Annotated in this window: 4 protein-coding genes; 3 read left to right on the top strand and 1 reads right to left on the bottom strand. The window is 72.8% G+C overall.

The window, feature by feature from the left end; genetic code table 11:
- Positions 1-100: 100 nt before the first annotated feature.
- The 3 genes from ACFV6E_RS17145 (at position 101) to ACFV6E_RS17155 (ending at position 16,200) form a co-directional block, all read left to right on the top strand.
- Positions 101-11,338 carry an amino acid adenylation domain-containing protein gene (locus tag ACFV6E_RS17145; protein ID WP_385462399.1) on the top strand — a complete coding sequence of 3,746 codons (11,238 nt, stop codon included), beginning with the start codon at positions 101-103 and terminating at the stop codon, positions 11,336-11,338.
- Positions 11,335-14,175, top strand: coding sequence for an amino acid adenylation domain-containing protein (locus ACFV6E_RS17150; protein WP_385462402.1), 2,841 nt, complete (start codon positions 11,335-11,337; stop codon positions 14,173-14,175). Before ACFV6E_RS17145 ends, ACFV6E_RS17150 begins: the two co-directional genes overlap by 4 nt.
- 228 nt (positions 14,176-14,403) lie before the next feature.
- The gene (locus ACFV6E_RS17155; protein WP_385462405.1) at positions 14,404-16,200 is read left to right on the top strand and encodes a BTAD domain-containing putative transcriptional regulator; all 1,797 of its coding nucleotides are present in this window, start codon (positions 14,404-14,406) and stop codon (positions 16,198-16,200) included.
- A gap of 313 nt (positions 16,201-16,513) precedes the next feature.
- Here ACFV6E_RS17155 and ACFV6E_RS17160 read toward each other — a convergent pair whose 3' ends face one another.
- The gene (locus tag ACFV6E_RS17160; RefSeq protein WP_385462408.1) at positions 16,514-19,519 is read right to left on the bottom strand and encodes a BTAD domain-containing putative transcriptional regulator; all 3,006 of its coding nucleotides are present in this window, start codon (positions 19,517-19,519) and stop codon (positions 16,514-16,516) included.
- Positions 19,520-19,664: the final 145 nt, after the last annotated feature.

A 19,664-nucleotide genomic window follows, 5' to 3' on the forward strand; every position in this document is an offset into this window, starting at 1 on the left:
CGGCGCCGACGGCGGCGGCACACACCGCACAGCACCCAGCACCACGCAGGCACCACACGAGACACGTCGTACGGAACGAAGGTCGGGAGGGGCGCTCAGCATGACCACGAGCGAAGTCCGCACGAGCGGACAGGGCGACGGCAGCGGATCCGCCGGTGACGGCGGAGCGGTCGGCGGCGGCGGAGCGGCCGAGGGCAGCACGTCTGTCGGCAACGGCGCGTCTGTCGGCGGCGGGGCGTCTGTCGGCAACGGCGCGTCTGTCGGCGGCGGGGCATCCGCCGACCGCGGCGTGTCGGCCGGCAGGGGCCGGGCGGCCGACGGCAGTGCGTCTGTCGGCAACGGCGCGTCTGTCGGCGGCGGCGCATCCGCCGACCACAGCGGATCGGCCGACGGCGGCGGATCGGCCGACGGCGGCGGACCGGTCGACGGTGGCGGACCGAGCGGCAGCGGTTCCGCGGCCGACCGCAGGCGTGAGGAGTTGGTGCGGGCCAGGCTCGCCGGAGGGCGGGCCGGGGGCCGCGGTGGGCGGCGGGGCGCTGTCACCCCCGTCGACCGCGACGGGCCGCTCGCGCTGTCGCACGGGCAGCAGCAGATGTGGTTCCTCAGCAGGCTGGACCCGGAGAGCTGGGAGTACAGCGTGCCCGTGGCGCTCCGGCTGCGCGGGCGGCTCGACGCCGGTCTGCTGCGGCGCGGCTTCGAGGAGCTGGTGGCCCGCCACGAGATCCTGCGCACCCGCTACCGGCTCGACGGAACCGAAGCGGTCCAGCTCATCGACCCGCCCGGCCCGTTCGACCTGCCCATCGACGATCTGACCGGCAGCGGCACCCCCGCCGAACGGGAGGCGGCGGCCCGCCGGCTGGCCGAGGCCGAACCCGGCCGCCCCTTCGACCTAGCCGAAGGCGCCCCGCTGCGGGCCCGCCTCATCCGCGTCGCGGACGACGACCACCTGCTGGTCGTCGTCTTCCACCACGTCGCCTGCGACGAGTGGTCCGTGGGCCTGTTCCTCGGCGAACTCGCCGCGCTGTACGAGGCGTTCGGCCGCGACGAGCCCTCACCCCTGGCCCCCCTCCCGGTGCAGTACGCCGACTACGCGGCCTGGCAGCGCCGCCGTCTCGACGGCGGGGAGCTCGACCGCCAGCTCGACCACTGGCGCGAACGGCTCGCCGGACTCACCCCCCTGGAGGTGCCGGCCGACCGCCGCCGCCCCGCCACCCGCTCCTACGCCGGTGACGCGGTCCCCGTCCACCTGCCCGCACCGCTCGCTGAAAAGCTCCGCGACCTCGGTGCCGCGCACGGCGCGACCCTCTTCCACACCCTCCTCGCCGGCTACCAGGGGCTCCTCTCCCGCTACACGGGACGCGACGACATCGCCGTGGGCACCGTCGTCTCCGGACGCAACCGGCCCGAGCTGGAAGGGCTCATCGGCTACGGCATCAACACCCTGGTCCTGCGCGGCACCTGGCAGGGCGACCCGACGTTCCGGCAGCTCCTCACCGGCGCCCGGGAAACCGTCCTGGACGCCTTCGACCACCAGGAGTACCCCTTCGCCCGCCTCGTGGACGAACTGGCCCCGGTCCGGGACATGTCCCGCACCCCGCTGTGCCAGGTCGCCTTCACCATGCACCGCGAACGCACCACCGGCTTCACCCTGCCCGGCGTCGACACCGAGACCCTGACCGCCACCTCGCAGGTCTCCCGCTTCGACCTCACCCTCCAGCTCCGCGAGGCGCCCGACGGGTCCGTCACCGGCACCCTCGAATACAGCACCGCCCTCTACGACCGGACCACCGCCGAGCGCATGGCCCGCCACCTCCAGCGGCTGCTGGCCTCCGCCGCCGACCACCCCGACCGCCGCCTGTCCCGCCTGGACATGCTCGACGCCGCCGACCTCGCCGTCCTGCTGCCCGAGGTCCGCGTCTTCGACGCGCCCACCCGCTGCGTCCACCAGCTCGTCGAGGAGCGCGCCGCCGCCACCCCCGACGCCGTCGCCGTCGTCTGCGGCACCGAACGCCTCACCTACGCCGAACTCAACACCCGGGCCAACCGCCTCGCCCACCACCTGCGCTCCCTCGGCGCGGGCCCCGGCCGCCTGGTCGGCGTCGGCCTCGACCGCGGCCCGCACCTGGTGCCCGCCCTGCTCGGCGTCCTGAAGTCCGGCGCCGGCTACCTGCCGCTGGACCCCGAGCACCCCGCCGACCGCATCGGCTACGTCCTGAAGGACGCGGGCGCCGACGTCGTCGTCACCTCCGGCGGACACGCCGCCCACCTGCGCGCCGCCGCCGAGGGCAGCCGCTTCGTCGTCCTGGACGACCCCCAGGAGACCGCCGCGCTGGCCGCCGCCCCCGATCACGACCCGGACACCGGCGTCCACCCCGACGACCTGATCTACACGATCTACACCTCGGGCTCCACCGGCAGGCCCAAGGGCGTCGGCCTCAGCCACACCAACGTGCTGCGCCTGTTCACCGCCACCGAGGAGCACTTCCACTTCGGCGAGCGGGACGTGTGGACCCTCTTCCACTCCTACGCCTTCGACATGTCGGTGTGGGAGATCTGGGGCGCCCTCACCTACGGCGGCCGCCTGGTCGTCGTACCGCCGGAGACCTCCCGCTCACCGGAAGACTTCCTGCGCCTGCTCGCCGGCGAACGGGTCACCGTCCTCAACCAGACCCCGTCCGCCTTCCGCAGCCTGGTCTCCCTGGCCGCCGAGGGACACCCCCTCGTCGACGAACTCGCCGTCCGCGTAGTCTCGTTCGGCGGCGAACGCCTCGACATCCCCGCCCTCAAGCCCTGGGCGGAGCGCCGCGGCCTCGACGTCACGGAACTGGACAACCTGTACGGCATCACCGAGACGTGCGTGCACACCACGTTCCACCGCGTCACCGAGGCCGACCTCGACGCCGAGACCGGCAACCCGGTCGGCGTGCCGATCAGCGACCTCCAGGTCCACCTGCTCGGCCCGCACGGCGAACTCGTACCCGTCGGCGTACCCGGCGAGATCCACGTCGGCGGCCCCGGCGTCGCCCTCATGTACCTGGGCCGCCCCGCCCTCACCGCCGAACGCTTCGTACCCGACCCCTACGGCACCCCCGGCACCCGCCTCTACCGCAGCGGCGACCTCGCCTCCCGCCGCCCCGACGGCAGCCTCGACTACCTCGGCCGCATCGACCACCAGGTCAAGATCCGCGGCCACCGCATCGAACTCGGCGAGATCAAGGCCGCCCTCACCACCCACCCGCGCGTCCGCGACGCCGTCGTCGTCGCCCGCGAGGACACCCCCGGCGACCGCCGCCTCATCGCCTACGTCGTGCCCACCGGCGACGCCGTGGCCGCGCCCAGCGAACTGCGCGCCCTGCTCGCCCGGAGCCTGCCCGAGTACATGATCCCGGCCGCCTTCCTCGTCGTCGGCCGCATCCCGCTCACCGTCAACGGCAAGCTCGACCAGGCCGCCCTGCCGGCCCCCGACCGCAGCGCCCTCGGCGTCGACGCCGTGCACGTCGCCCCGCGCACCCCCGCCGAGGAGGAGATGACCGCCGTCTGGCGCGAGGTCCTGGGCGTGGAGACGGTCGGTGTCGAGGACAACTTCTTCGACCTCGGCGGCGACTCCCTGCGCGCCGTCGCCCTCGTCGGCGCCCTGCGCGGCGGCGAGTACGACGTCACCGTCCGCGACGTCTTCGAGCACCGCACCCCCGCCGAACTCGTCGCCTTCGCCACCGGCCGCCCCGCCCCCGCGGAGCCCGAGCCGCCCGTCGCCCCCTTCGCCCTGCTCGGCGCGGACGACCGCGCCCGGCTCCCCGAGGGCCTGGTGGACGCCTACCCGCTGGCGCAGGTCCAGCTCGGCATGGTCGTGGAGATGCTCGCCGACGACGGCCGCAACCACTACCACAATTCCACCTGCTTCCGGATCCTGGACGAGCACCCCCTCGACCCCGGCGTCCTCCAGCGGACCGTCGACACCGTCCTGGCCCGGCACGAAATCCTCCGCTCCTCCTTCGCCGTCGAGGGCTACTCCGTACCTCTCCAGCTCGTGCACGCCGAGGTCGTCTCACCCGTCACCACCCGCGACCTCACCGGCCTCGACGCGGACGCCGCGGAGCAGTCCCTGCGCGCCTACATGGCGACGGAGCGCACCGAGCTCTTCGACCTGACCCGCGCCCCGCTGATCCGCTTCACCGGCCACGCCCGCGACGACGGCTCCTGGTGGCTGACCCTCACCGAGTGCCACGCCGTGCTCGAAGGCTGGAGCCACCACTCCCTGCTGATGGAACTCGTCACCACCTACCACGCGTTGCGCGCGGGCGAGCCCCTGCCGGACCCGGACACCCCCGGCATCCGCTACGCGGACTTCGTCGCCGCCGAGCTCCAGTCGCTCGCCTCCGAGGAGGATCGCGGCTACTGGCAGGGCGTCCTCGACGAGCACACGCCCTTCGAGATCCCGGCCAGCCTCGGCGACGACCCCGCCTCCACACCCCCCGGCCTCAACCGCTCCTGGGTGCCGTACCACGATCTCGAAGCCGGGCTCCGCACCCTCGCCACCCAGGCCAAGGTCCCCATCAAGAGCGTGCTGCACGCCGCGCACCTGAAGGTGATGAGCCAGCTCACCCCGGAGGAGTCGTTCTTCACCGGCCTCGTCACCAACGCCCGCCCCGAGGCGGTCGGCGCGGAACGCGTCTACGGCGTCTACCTCAACCCCCTCCCGTTCGCCCACCGGCGCGGCGCCCGCACCTGGCGCGAACTGGTCCGCCAGGTCTTCGACCAGGAGATCGAGGTCTGGCCGCACCGCCGCTACCCCCTCGGCGCCATGCAGCGCGAGCTCGCCGGCACCGAACGTCTCGTCAACGTCCGCTTCAGCTACCAGAACTTCCGCCAGGTCGACCAGGACCTCGTCGACTACCCCGCCACCATCGACGACAGCCCCACCGAGTTCCCGCTCGGCGTCTCCACCCGCGCCGGCTTCATGGTGATCACCGGCCACCGGCACCACTTCGGCCGTACGGCGGTGGACCGGCTGGCGGCGATGTACCGGACAGTCCTCGAAGTTATGGCCGCCGACGTGGACGGCGACGCACAGGAGACATTCCTGCCGGGCGGTGAACGCGAGCGCGTACTGACCACCTGGAACGACTCGGCGGTGCCGGTGCCTCCCCGCTCCGTCCCGGAGCTGATCGCGGAGCAGATGGCCGAGTGGCCGAACGCGGTCGCGCTTGAGTCGGGTGAACGGGTCCTGACGTATGCGGAGTTGGACGTCCGGGCGAATCGTCTGGCGCATCGCCTGCGTGCTGAGGGTGTGGGTGCGGAGTCGTTGGTGGCGGTGTTGCTGGACCGGTCGGTGGATCTGGTGGTGGCGTTGCTGGCGGTGTGGCGTGCGGGTGCGGGTTATGTGCCGATGGACCCGGTGCTGCCGGGCTCACGGATCGCGGGGATGGTCGCGGATGCGGGTGTGCAGGTGGCGGTGACGTCGGAGGCGTACGCGGGCCGGTTCGAGGTGCCGGTGGTGCGGGTGGACGAGGACCTGTCGCGCCTGCCGTCGTCCGCGCCCGAGGTCCGGGTGGATCTGGACTCGGTGGCGTACACGGTCTTCACGTCGGGTTCCACGGGTCGTCCGAAGGGTGTGCAGGTCTCGCACCGGAGCCTGGTCAATCACGTGGACTGGGCGGTACGGGAGCTGGCGTCCGTCTGGTCGGGCGGCGCCCCCGTCTTCTCGTCGGTGGCCTTCGACCTGGTGGTGCCGAATGTGTGGGCGCCGCTGGCGGCCGGTCAGCGGACCTGGCTCTTCGACGGCGAACTCACCGATCTCGGCGCCGCGTTGAACGAAGCCGGCCCCTTCTCCTTCATCAAGCTCACTCCCGGACACCTGGAAGTCCTCTCGGGCCAGTTGTCGGACGAGGACATCGCGGCTCTGACGGGCCGGGTCGTGGTGGCCGGTGAGGCCCTGCCCGGCGGTCTCGTCGAGCGGTGGCGCCAGGTCCTGGGCGACGGGGCGGTCCTCAACGAGTACGGGCCCACTGAGGCGACCGTCGGCACATGTGTCTTCCCGCTGGTGGAAGCCTTCGAAGGCGTGGTCCCGATCGGGCGTCCACTGCCGAACATGACGATGCGGATCCTGGACGGTCGGCTGCGGCCTGTTCCGGTGGGTGCGGTCGGTGAGCTGTTCGTCGGCGGCGCGGGTGTGGCTCGTGGCTATGTGGGTGACCCGGTGCGTACCGCCGAGAAGTTCCTGCCGGATGTGTACGGGCCGGCGGGCAGCCGGATGTACCGGACCGGGGATCTGGCGCGGTGGCGGTCGGACGGTGCGGTGGAGTTCCTGGGCCGGATCGACGATCAGGTCAAGGTGCGCGGATATCGCATCGAACTCGGCGAAGTACGGGCCGCGTTGATCGCCCAGCCGGGTGTCACGGACGCCGCGGTGATCGTGTCGGAGGAGGATCAGCGGCTGGTCGCGTACGTCGTCGGCGAGGTCCCGGATCTCACCGATGCGCTGCCGGAGTACATGATCCCGTCCGCGTTCGTGCAGTTGGACGAGCTGCCGCTGACCGCGAACGGCAAGCTGGACCGCCGTGCCCTGCCCGATCCGGACGAGAACGCGGCCGACTCCTACATCGCCCCCCGTACGCCCGCCGAGGAGCGCATCGCGGCGGTGTGGAGCAAGGTGCTCGGTGTCGAGCGGGTCGGGGTCGAGGACAACTTCTTCGATCTCGGCGGGCACTCGATCAAGGCGATCGCGCTGGTGGGTGCCCTGCGGGCGGAGGGCTTCGAGGCCGCCGTACGCGACGTGTTCCAGAACCGCACGGTCGCCGGGCTCGCCGCCACTCTCACCGGTGGCGAAGTCGCCGACGGTTACCAGGCGGTGCGGCCCTTCGCCCTGATCGGCGACGAGGACCGGGGCCGGCTGCCGGAGGGTCTGGTCGACGCCTACCCGCTGGCCCAGGTCCAGCTCGGCATGCTGGTGGAGATGCTCGCCGACGACGGGCGGAACAAGTACCACAACACCACCACGTTCCGGATCAGGGACGGCCGTCCCTTCGACGTGGAGGCCCTGCGCGGCGCGGGCCAGGCGGTGGTCGCACGGCACGAGATGCTGCGGGCCTCCTTCGAGCTCGACGCCTACTCCGTACCGCTCCAGCTCATCCACGCCACGGCGGACCTCCCCGTCACCGTCCACGACCTGCGCGGCCAGAGCGCCGAGCAGCAGGCCGAGGCGCGCCGGGCGCACCTCGTCGGCGAACGGGCCACGGCCTTCGAACTCGACCGGGCCCCCTTGCTGCGGGTCTCGGCGCTGGTCGAGTCAGACGAGGCGTGGTGGCTGTCGGTCAGCGTCTGCCACCCGATCACGGAGGGCTGGAGCCACCGCACCCTGCTCAGCGACATCGTGGAGGGCTACCTGCGGCTGCGCGCCGGCGAGCGACTGCGCGAGGCCGACGTCCCCGAGGTCCGGTACGCGGACTTCGTGGCGGCCGAGCAGGCGTCCCTCGACTCGGACGAGGACCGCGCGTACTGGCGCGAAGCCCTCACCGAACACGCCAAGTTCGAGCTGCCGGCCGGCTGGGGCGACCCGGAGCCCGGCGACCGCGCGGTGACCGTGCAGGTACCGCTCGGCGACCTCACCGCCGACCTGCGGGCGGCCGCGCGCTCCACCAGCACCTCGCTCAAGGCGGTACTGCACGCCGCGCACCTGAAGGTGATGAGCCAGCTCACCGTCGAGGACGCCTTCTGCACGGGCCTCGTCTCCAGCGGCCGCCCCGAGGTCGAGGGCGCCGAACGGGTCTACGGCATGTACCTCAACACCGTGCCGTTCGCCCACCGCACCGGCGCCCGCACCTGGGCCGACCTGATCGACCAGACCTTCGAGCAGGAGGCCCGGCTCTGGCCGCACCGCCGCTTCCCGATGCCGGTGATGCAGCGGGAACTGGGCGACGGTACGCGCCTCCTCGACGTCCGCTTCAGCTACCTCGACCTCTCCGACGCCCAGGCCGACAGCGAACTCGTCGACGCGGACTCCGGTGACGGCGAGGGGGCCACGGAGTTCGGGCTCGCGGTCGCCGCCCGCGGCAGCGGACTGCTGCTCACGGCCGACCCGGTGGTCCTCGGCCGTACGGCGGTGGACCGGCTGGCGGCGATGTACCGCGCGGTCCTCGAAGCCATTGCCGCCGACGTGCACGGCGACGCACGGCAGACGTTCCTGCCGGCCGGCGAACGCGAGCTGGTCCTGACGGCCTGGAACGACTCGGCGGCGCCTCTGCCGGCCGGCTCCGTCCCTGAGCTGATCGCGGAGCAGGTGACACGACGGGCCGGAGAGACCGCGCTCGCAATGAGCCAACAGAGCCTGTCGTACGCCGAGTTGATTGCACGGGCGAATCGCCTGTCGCATGCGCTGCGCAACGCGTGTGTCGGCGCCGAGTCCTCCGTCGCGGTGCTCCTTGACCGTTCGGTCGACCTGGTGGTGGCGCTGCTGGCGGTATGGCGGGCGGGCGCGGGTTACGTACCGATGGACCCGGTGCTGCCGGCCACCCGCATCGCGGGGATGGTCGCGGACGCGGGCGTTCAGGTGGCACTGACCTCCGCCGCTTACGCCGACCGCTTCGAGGTCCCGGTGGTACGGGCGGACGAGGACCTGTCAGGGCTGCCTGAAACGGCGCCCGGAGTGGTCATCGACCCGGACTCGGTGGCGTACACCGTCTTCACGTCCGGTTCGACCGGCCGCCCCAAGGGTGTGCAGGTCACCCACCGCAGCCTGGCCAATCACGTGGACTGGGCGGTGCAGGAACTGGCGTCCGCCGGTTCCGGCGGCGCCCCCGTCTTCTCCTCCGTCGCCTTCGACCTCGTCGTCCCGAACGTGTGGGCGCCGCTGGCGGCCGGTCAGCGGACGTGGCTGTACGACGGTGAACTGATCGACCTCGGCGCCGCGTTGCACGGAGCCGGCCCCTTCTCCTTCATCAAGCTCACGCCCGGCCACCTGGAAGTCCTCTCGGGTCAGCTCTCGGACGAGGAGATCGCCGCGCTGACGGGCCGGGTCGTCGTGGCCGGTGAGGCGCTGCCCGGTGCGCTGGTCGACCGGTGGCGCCGGGTCCTCGGCGACGGAGCGGTCCTGAACGAGTACGGACCGACCGAAGCCACCGTCGGTACCTGTGTCTTCCCGCTGGCGGAGGCGTTCGAGGGGGTCGTCCCGATCGGACGCCCGCTGCCGAACATGACCATGCGCGTCCTGGACCGTCACCTCCAGCCCGTTCCGGTCGGTGCGGCCGGTGAGCTGTACGTCGGTGGCGCGGGTGTGGCCCGCGGCTACGTGGGCGATCCGGTCCGTACCGCCGAGAAGTTCCTTCCGGACGTATACGGTCCGGCGGGCAGCCGGATGTACCGGACCGGGGATCTGGCGCGGTGGCGGTCGGACGGTGCGGTGGAGTTCCTGGGCCGGATCGACGACCAGGTGAAGGTGCGCGGATACCGCATCGAGCTGGGTGAGGTGCGGGCGGTGCTCGTCGCCCAGCCGGGTGTCTCGGATGCCGCGGTGATCGTGTCGGATGAGGACCAGCGGCTGATCGCCTATGTCGTCGGCGAGGTCCCGGATCTGACGGACGTACTGCCCGAGTACATGATCCCGTCCGCCTTCGTGCAACTGGATGCGATTCCGCTGACCGCCAACGGCAAGCTCGACCGGCGGGCCCTGCCCGACCCGGACGACAACGCCGCCGACTCCTACATCGCCCCGCGCACCCCCACCGAGGAGCGCATCGCGGCGGTGTGGAGCAAGGTGCTGGGGGTCGAGCGGGTCGGGGTCGAGGACAACTTCTTCGATCTCGGCGGGCACTCGATCAAGGCGATCGCGCTGGTGGGTGCCCTGCGGGCGGAGGGCTTCGAGGCCGCCGTACGCGACGTGTTCCAGAACCGGACCGTCGCCGGGCTCGCCGCCACTCTCACCGGCGGTGAAGCGGGCGACGGCTACCGGGCGGTGGAGCCCTTCGCGCTGATCGGGGACGAGGACCGCGACCGGCTGCCGGCCGGGATCACGGACGCCTATCCGGTCGCCAAGATGCAGCTCGGCATGCTGGTGGAGATGCTGGCCGGTGACGGGCTGAACAAGTACCACAACACGGCCACGTTCCGGATCAACGACGGGCGGCCGTTCGACGCCAGGGCGCTGAACCGGGCGGCCCGTACCGTGGTCGAACGGCACGAGATGCTGCGGACCTCCTTCGACCTGGAGACCTTCTCGGTGCCGCTCCAGCTCGTGCACCCGGCCGCCGAGCCGCTGGTCACCCTGCGGGACCTGCGCGGCACGGACGCGGAAGGGTTCGCGGCGGCGCGGCAGGAGCACATCGCCGCCGAGCGGGCGCTCCTCTTCGACCTGGACCGGCCGCCACTGCTGCGGTTCGCCGCGCTGATCGAGTCCGACGAGGCGTGGCACCTCGGCTTCACCCACTGCCACGCCATCACGGAGGGCTGGAGCCAGCAGTCGCTGCTGCGGGAGATGCTGGACCTGTACCAGGGCTACGCGTCCGGCGCCGTGCCCGCGGAGCCGGAACCGGCGCCCGTGCGCTACGCCGACTTCATCGCCGCCGAGCAGGAGTCGCTGGACTCCGGCGAGGACCGCGCGTACTGGCGCGGGATCGTCGACCGGTACGCGCCGTGCCGGCTGCCGGAGGAGTGGGGGGCCGGGAACGGCGCGCCGCGCGAGGACTTCAAGCTGTCCGTGGACTTCCGCGACATCGAGCCCGCGCTGCGCGATCTGGCCAGGTCCACCGACACCTCGTTCAAGGCGGTGCTGCTCGCGACCCACCTCAAGGTGCTGTCCACGGTCACCGGCGAGGACGCCTTCCACACCGGTGTGGTGTACAGCGCGCGGCCCGAGGCGCCGGGCGCGGAGCGGGTGTTCGGGATGTTCCTGAACACGCTGCCCTTCGCGCACGACCGGAGCGCGCGGACCTGGCGGGAGCTGGTGCGCCAGGTCTTCGACCGGGAGGCGGAGGTGTATCCGCACCGGCGGTATCCGCTCCCTGCGGTGCAGCAACTGGCAGACGGACGGCGCCTGTTCGAGGTGATGTACCGCTACCAGGACTTCCACCAGACCGCGGGCAGCGCGGTGGATGTGCAGGCGGGCGCCGGGGACAGCTCCAACGAGTTCACGCTGTCCGTGGCCAATGTGCCGGGCCGGCTCGTGCTGCGCGCGGTCAGTACCGGGCTCGACCGGGCCAACGCCGAGCGCGTGGCCGGGATATACCGGGCGGTCCTTGACGCGATGGCGGCCGACCCGGACGGCGACGTGGACGCCTCACTGCTGTCCGTGACGGAGCTGGCCCAGGTCCTGGACGACTTCAACGACACCGAGGTGGAGTGGGGATGAGACGCTACGTCCACGAGGTGATCGAGGGGCAGGCCGCGGCCACTCCCGACGCCGTCGCCGTGCAGATGGGCGAGGACACGGTCACGTACCGGCAGCTCGACGAGCGGGCCAACCGGATCGCGCACCGGCTGCGGGAGGCGGGCGTGGGGCCCGAGTCGGTGGTCGGGGTGCTGCTGCACCGGGGCCCCGACACGCTGCCGACGCTGCTCGGCATCTGGAAGGCGGGCGGTTCCCATCTGCCGCTGGACACCGGGCTCCCGGCCGAACGGCTGCGGTACATGCTGGACTCGGCGGGCGCGCGGCTGACGGTGACGCACGGCGGCAGCGCCGCGCTCCTCGGCTCCGGACACGAGGGGAAGATCCTCGACCTGGACCGGGAGCGCGACCGGATCGCCGCCTGCCCGGCCGTCCCGCCCGACCGGTCCGCCGACCGCGACCCGGACGACCCCGCGCGCACCCACCGGCTGGCGTACACCCTCTTCACGTCCGGCTCCACGGGCCGCCCCAAGGGCGTGCAGATCGGCCAGTACGCGCTGCTCAACATGCTGTTCTCGATGCGGCGGTGGCACCGTTCGCGCCCTGAGCACCGCTGGCTGGCCATCACCTCGCTCGCCTTCGACGTGTCCACCGCCGAGCTGTACCTGCCGCTGGTCACCGGCGGCCGGGTGGTGCTCGCCGACGACACCGAGGCCCGCGACCCGGCCGCACAGCTCCGGCTGATCGAGCGCACGGGGGTCACACACGTACAAGCGACCCCCGCGGGCTGGAAACTGCTCCTCGCCGCGGGCCTGGACCGGCTGGACGTCACCGCGGTCACCACCGGCGAGGAGTGCCCGCCGGGGCTTGCCAGGGACCTGGTGGGCCGCGTCGGCCGGCTCAGCAACCTGTACGGGCCCACCGAGGCCACCGTCTGGTGCACCGGCACCGACCTGGCGCCGGAAGCGGCGACGGTGCCGATCGGGCGGCCGCTGCCCAACTACCGTGCTTACGTGCTCGATTCGGCGCAGCGGTCGGTGCCCGTCGGCGTGACCGGCGAGCTGTACATCGCGGGCGCGGGCATCGCCCGCGGCTACGTGGGCCGTTCCGGTCTCACCGCGGAGCGGTTCCTGCCGGAGCCGTACGGCGGGCCCCCGGGCTCGCGCATGTACCGCACCGGGGACCTGGCCAGGTTCCGCGCCGACGGGCAGCTCGAGTGTCTCGGGCGCATCGACAACCAGGTCAAGATCCGCGGCTTCCGCATCGAGCTCGGCGAGATCGAGGAGGTGCTGCGCGCGGCTCCCGGCATGCACGACGCCACCGTGCTGGCCCGGGACGACGACCAGGGCGAGAAGTGGCTCGTGGCCTATGTCGTCGGCGAGGACGGGGAGTCACCGGACCCGGTGGCGCTGCGCGAGCGGCTGACCGCCACCCTGCCCGCGTACATGGTGCCCGCGGCCGTCGTACCGCTGCCGGAGCTGCCGCTGAACGCGGCGGGCAAGGTCGACCGGGCGGCGCTGCCCGTGCCGGGGCGGGCGGCGCTGGCCGGGGACCGTGCCTACCTGGCGCCCCGCACCGCCACCGAGCGGCGGCTCGTGGACATCTGCGCCCGGGTACTCGGCGTGACCGACGTCGGCGTACGGGACCGGTTGCAGGACCTGGGCGCCGACTCCATGCGGATCGTGCACGTGATGGCCGCCGCCCGGCGGGCCGGACTCGATCTCACCCTGCGGATGCTGCTGGACAGCGAGACCGTCGAGGACCTGGCACAGGCCCTCGACGGGATCTCGCCCGACGGAACCGGAACGGACGACGAGGCAGAGGGCGAGGGAACGCCGATGACGTGGGTGGCACCGACGGGCGGGTCCCTCGACCCGGCCACCACCATGGCCGCGCACCGGGTGCCGGGCGCCGCGGTCGCCCTGCTGCGGGACGGCCGGGTGGTGGGCGTCCTCGCGTACGGGGTGCGGTCCGCGGAGAGCGGACTGCCGGTGACGCTGCGCACCCGCTTCCAGGCCGGGTCCATCAGCAAGCAGGTCACCGCGTTCGCCGCGCTGCGCCTGGCCGCCCAGGGGGTACTGGACCTGGACGCCGACGTCGACGGGTACCTGACCGGGCGGCGCGCGCCGCGCACCGCCGCCGGAGCCCCCGTCACCCTGCGCCACCTGCTGTCGAACACGGCGGGCTTCTCCGGGGCGGCCGCGACCTGGTGGCGGCCCGGCGAGGCCATGCCGAAACTCGACACCGTGCTCGACGACGTCACCGCCGAGCACGAACCGGGCACCCGGTTCCGCAAGGCGGGCAGCCAGTGGGCGCTGGCCGAACGGCTCCTGACGGACGTCACCGGGCAGGACTTCGCGGACCTGGCGGCGGAGCTGGTCTTCGCACCGCTCGGCATGACCGACAGCTCCTTCACCCCGCCGGGCGAGGCGGGCACCGGGACCGACTGGGCGGCGGGCCACGACCAGCACGGCCGGCCGCTGCTCGACGGTTTCCGGGTGCGGCCGGTCCGGGCCGGCAGCGGCCTGTGGACCACCGCCTCCGACGTCGCCCAGCTCGCCGTGGAGATCCGCCAGGCCCACCTGGGCTGCTCCGGCCTGCTGCCCGCGCCGCTCGCCACACAGATGCTCACCGAAGCGTTCCCCGGCAGCTTCTACGGTCTCGGCACGGTCGTCGACACGTCCCTCGGGGAGTCGGAATTCGGCCACGGCGGGCAGACCGCCGGGTACCGGGCGCTGGCGTCGGTACGGCTGCGCTCCGGCAGCGGCTGCGTGGTGCTGACCAACGGCGACGGCGGCAAACACGTGCACAAGGCGGTCGCCGCGTCCCTCGGCCGGGAAGTGGTCGTCGGCGACGACTGAGCGTCCGGCGAAGGCCGGGCGACCGGCGACCGGCCGTTCTCGGACGTCACGGTGAAGATTCGGTGGTGTTACCGAACGAATAACATGAAAATAAGGCCCCCGCATAGCTTCGGTAGCGAGTACATCGTTCGCACATGCCAGACGGGGGGGTGTCGCATGGACTTCCGAGTCCTCGGCCCGGTTGAGGCTCACAGGGGCGGGTTACGCATTCCGCTCTCCGGATCCAAGGTGCACACGGTACTGGCGGCCCTGCTGCTCGCCAAGGGCCGGGTCGTGTCGGACAGCAGACTCAACTTCCTGCTGTGGGGCTGGGAACCGCCGGCCACGTCCGGAGCGCAGATCTACACGTACATGTCGCGGCTGCGCAAGCTCCTCGGGGACGAGGTGCGCATAGAGCGCCGGCCGCCCGGCTATCTCCTCCAGGCGCCGCACAGCGCGGTGGACCTGCTGGAGTTCGAACGTCTCGACCGGCTCGGGCGGGCGGCGCTCGCCCGCCGCCGGCACCGGGAGGCGGGGGCGCTGCTCGCCGAGGCCCTCGGGCACTGGCGCGGCACCGCCCTCGCCAACGTCACCGAACACCTCGCCGACGCGGAGCTGCCGCAGCTCGAAGAGGCGCGCATGCACGCCCTGGAGAGCCGCATCGAGGCCGACCTCGCGCTCGGCCGGCACGAACAGCTCACCGCCGAACTCACCGGCCTCGTCGCCCGGCATCCGCTGCGCGAGAAACTGCGGGCGCAGCTCATGACGGCCCTGTACCGCAGCGGCCGGCAGAGCGACGCCCTCCAGAGCTACTACGAGGGCCGCACCCTCCTCGCCGACCAGCTCGGCATCGACCCCGGGGAAGCGCTCGGCTCGACCTACGCCGCGGTCCTCAAGGGCACCCAGGGGCCGGGACCCGGCGGCGCCACCCGGCCCGCGCGGGAGCCGGCGGCCGGCCTCGCCGCACCGGCCACCCTGCCGCCGGACGTCGACGGGCTCATCGGCCGGGACGGCGAGGCGCACGTGCTGCGCACCCAGCTCGCGGAGTCGGCCGCCGGGCGGGGCCCGCGCCACCTGCTGATCACCGGCATGGCCGGGGTCGGCAAGACCGCCCTCGCGGTGCACGTCGCGCACGCCGCCGCCGCGCACTTCCCCGACGGCCGGCTCTTCGTCGAACTGTCCGACGCGCACGGCCGTCCGCGCCATCCGCGCCACGTCCTCATCGGACTCCTGCGGGACCTCGGTGAACCCTTGAGGGAGAGCGACGGGGCCCTGGCCGACTCCGGTACGGGGACCGGGGCCGACGACGTGAGGTTCGAGGACCTCGTACGGCTGCTGCGCACCCGCACCATGGGCCGGCAACTCCTCGTGGTCCTGGACGGCGCGGCGGAGGGGGAGTCGCTCGCCCCGCTCCTCGCCGGACTGCCCGGCGGCGTGGTGCTGATCACCGGCCGCACCCGGCTCACCCAGGTCACCGGCGCCCGTACGACGCCGCTCGCGCCGCTCGGTGACGCCGCCGCCCACGACCTGCTCGCCGCCGTCACGGGCCGGGCCCGGCTGCTCGCCGAACCCGACGCCACCGACGACCTGCTCGGCTACTGCGGCGGGCTGCCGCTCGCGCTCCGCATCGTCGGCAGCCGGCTCATCGCCCGCCCGTTCTGGCCCGTCGCCCGGCTCGCGCAGCGGCTGGCCGCCCCGGAGCACCGGCTGCGGGAACTGACCCACGGCGGCCTCGACATGGCCCGTGCGCTGCTGCCCTCGCTGTACGCCCTGCCGGCCCCGGCGCGGACGGTGCTCGCCCGGCTCGGCTCCATCGGCACCGAACCGTTCCTGGCGCAGCGGGCGGCCGGACTCCTCGGCATGACCGAGGCGACGGCGGAACAGTGGCTGGAGCAGTTGGTGGACGGCGCGCTGCTCGACCTGTGCGGCGTGGACCTGAGGGGCCGTCCCCTGTACCGGCTGCACGAACTGGTGCTGCTCTTCGCCGCCGCGCAGCCCGCGCAATCCGCCGTCCAGCCCGCCCAGTCCGCGGTCCGGAGCGCCTAGCCCCGCAGCCACCCGAGGTCGCCGTGCGGTGAGCAGTCCGTGCGGTGAGCAGTCCGGGCGGCGAAACGTCCGGACGGCGAAACGGCCCTGCCCCCGAGCCAGGCTCGGGGGCAGGGCCGCGCGGTGGCGCGGTGGCGCGGATGCTCAGTGCCAGCTCTCGTCGTCGGAGCCGGTGGCCTGGGCGGCGTGTGTGCGGGTGGCGCGGATGTCCAGCATTTTCTTCCCCCATGAGTCGATACCGGTGTTCCGTGTTCCGAATGTTCCGTGTTCCGAAAGCGCGCCTCACACGTTAGTCCGGCGCGTTTTCCCCTCATTATCGATCGGCTTTTCCCGGCCCGTCCGGCTCGTTCGGCCCGTTTTGATCGGGCAGTTCGGCGAGCGCGGCACGGGTCCGCTCCAGCCACGCCGCCACACCGATACGCTCGAAATCCGCCAGGGCGCCGAGGAAATCGCGCCGGGCCGCTAGGGAATCACCGCAGCGTAAATTCGCGGTGCCCAAGGCGAGTCTGATGCGGCCCTCGACGAGCGCGCCGCCCACCAGCGCGGCGGCCTCCAGCGCCTGCCGCAGCGTCGCCCGTGCCTGCTGCCACCGCCCGGCGCCCATCCGTGCCTCACCGAGCGCGAGCAGCCCGTGGGCCAGACCGAGCGTGTCCAGCTGACCCCGCACGATGTGGATGACGCGGAGCAGCGCCTCCTCGGCCAGGTCGTACTCCTGGCGGGCCAGATGCACCCGGGCCAGCCGGTGGGTGCCGAGCGCCAGACTGCGGGCGCCGCCCTCGCCGATGCCGAGGGAGACCCGTACCGACTCCTCGCTCAGCCGCTGAGCCTCGTCGACGTCGTCCCGGTCGAGGCAGATCTGCGCCATGTTGTTCAGCACGTGCGCCTCCGAGGAGCGGTCGCCGACCGCACGGAAGACCTCCAGCGCCGCCGTGCTGTACCGCATCGCGGTGTCCAGTTCGCCGCGCATCTCGTCGATCATCGCCATGTTCCGCAGCACCAGGGCCCTGCCGTGCTCCTCCCCGGCCCGCTCGTGCAGCTCAAGCGCCCGGCCGAACAGGTCGTAGGCGCAGGTGAAGTCGCGCTGGCGCATCTCCAGCGCGCCGAGGACGTGCAGCATGGCCGCCTCACCCCGCGCGTTGCCCGCGGCGCGGGCCGCGGCCAGTGAGCGCTCCGCGCACTCGCGCCAGTCGTCGAGGTAGTTGCGGGTCTCGAACAGGACCAGGACCGACAGGGTGAGGTCCCAGGCGAACTCGTCCAGGCCCGCGGCGGCCGCCCGGCCGATGACCGCGGTCAGCGACAGCCGCTCGGCCTCCAGCCAGTCCAGCGGCCGGGCCAGCAGCGCGTCGGTCAGCTCCGGCGGCAGCGGGTGCGGGGCGACGGTGCCGTGGATGATGCTGAAGTCGCCGCCGTAGGACCGCCGGTGGGCCTCGGCCGCCAGGAACAGATAGCTGCGGAAGACGCGGTCCAGGACGGCGCGCCGCTCCTCGGCGCTCTCCTCCTCGGCACGCTCGCGGGCGAACAGGCGCAGCAGGTTCTGGAAGCGGTAGCGGGTCTGCCCCGACACGTCCTGCCCGACCACGTCGAGGAACTGCGCGTCGACCAGCTCCTCGATGAGCCGTTCCCCCGTGTACAGATCGGTGTCCAGCAGGGCGGCGGCCACCCAGGAGGAGAAGTCCGGCACGTCGAGCAGGCCGAGTCTTCGGTAGAGCTGGGCGGTCTGCGCGGCCAGCCCCCGGTAGGTGAGCGCGAAGCTGGCCCTGACCTGCGACTCGCCCTGGCTCAGCTCGTCCAGCCTGAGCCGCTCGTCGCTGAGCCTGCGCACCAGGTGGCCCACGGCCCAGTGCGGCTTCGAGGCGAGCCGGGCCCCGGCGATGCGCAGCGCCAGCGGCAGCAGGTCGCAGAGTTCGGCCAGCGTGGTGGCGGCGGCGGGGGCGTCGGCGATGCGCTCCTCGCCCACGATGCCGCCCAGCAGCTCGACCGCCTCGTACGGGGAGAGCGGCCCGAGCCGCACCCAGGCCCGGGGCGGCCAGGCCACCAGCTCCGGGATCTGCTCACGCCCCGTGATCAGTACGCAGCAGCCGGCGCCGCTGGGCAGCAGCGGCCGCACCTGTGCGTAACTGCGAACGTTGTCAAGCACGACCAGCACCCGGCGGTCGGCGAGCAGGCTGCGGTAGAGCGCGGCCCGCTCCTCCGGCTCCGCCGGAATCTGGGCGGCGGGCACGGACAGCGAGCGCAGGAAGCGGCTCAGCACCTCGTCGGCGCCGGTCGGCTCCAGCTGCTCGTCGTAGCCGTGCAGGTCGGCGAAGAGCTGGCCGTCGGGGAACAGCTCCGCGACGCCGTGCGCCCAGTGGACGGCGAGGCCCGTCTTGCCGACCCCGGCGACGCCGGTGATCAGACCGGTGGCCGGGCCGCCCGCGCCGCCGTCCGTGCCGAGCAGCTCGCTCAGCAGGGCCAGCTCCTCCTTGCGGCCGGCCAGTCTCGGCACGTCGGGCGGCAGCTCCAGGGGTTCGCCGACCGGGTTCGGCGCGGTCACCGGCTCGCCGTCCGGGTCGTGCACGGAGAGCGAGCGTTCGTCCTGGAGGATGGCGTCGCGCAGCTCGGTGAGGGCCGGGCCCGGCTCGATGCCCAGCTCCTCCATGAGCCACCGCCGGCCCTCCTGGAAGGTCTCCAGCGCCTCGGCCCGCCGCCCGGAGCGGTACTGCGCGGTGATGAGCTGGTGGCGGGCGCGCTCCCGCAGCGGATGGCTGCGGACCATCGCCGCCAGGTCGGGCAGGACCCGCTGGTGGTCGCCGAGTTGCAGCCGCACCGCGGTGGCGTCCTCGAAGGTGTTGAGCCGCAGCTCCTCCAGGCGCTGCGCCTCGTCCTCCACGCGCAGGCCCATGACGCCGGACAGCGGGCGCCCGCGCCACAGCCGCAACGCGTCCGCGTAGGCGCGGGAGGCCTCCGGCAGCCGCTCGTCACGCACCGCCGCCTCGGCGCGGGCGACCAATTCGGTGAACTCGGCGGTGTCCAGCGTGTGCCGGCCGATGCGCAGGAGATATCCGGGATGGGTCGTGACGATGACTTCCTCGGCGCAGCCGGCGTTCTTGAACGCCTTGCGCAGGGCCGCGATGCAGATGGATATCTGGGTGCGCGCCGTCGCGGGCGGCCGCTCGTTCCATACCGAGTCGATCAGTGCGTCGACCGGGATCACGCGGCCCGGGCTGAGAAGCAGCAAAGTGAGAATGGTGCGGTGTCGCGGCCCGCCCAGAGGCACCTGCACATCCCCGACGCGTACTTCCAGTGGCCCCAGAATCCGGAATGACAGCCGCTTGTCCATGCTCCCCTTGATTCCCGTGCTCCGCGGACAGGCGGAAGCGGTATCCCTGTGCCACTCGAATACCGACGGCTCGCCCCTGAGCCCACGATACGACGCAGGAAGAAGCTACTGTGCAGTAGACAAGCCCTAACCGGCAGTAACAAAA

This window comes from Streptomyces sp. NPDC059785 (genome assembly GCF_042732375.1).
Classification (GTDB): domain Bacteria; phylum Actinomycetota; class Actinomycetes; order Streptomycetales; family Streptomycetaceae; genus Streptomyces.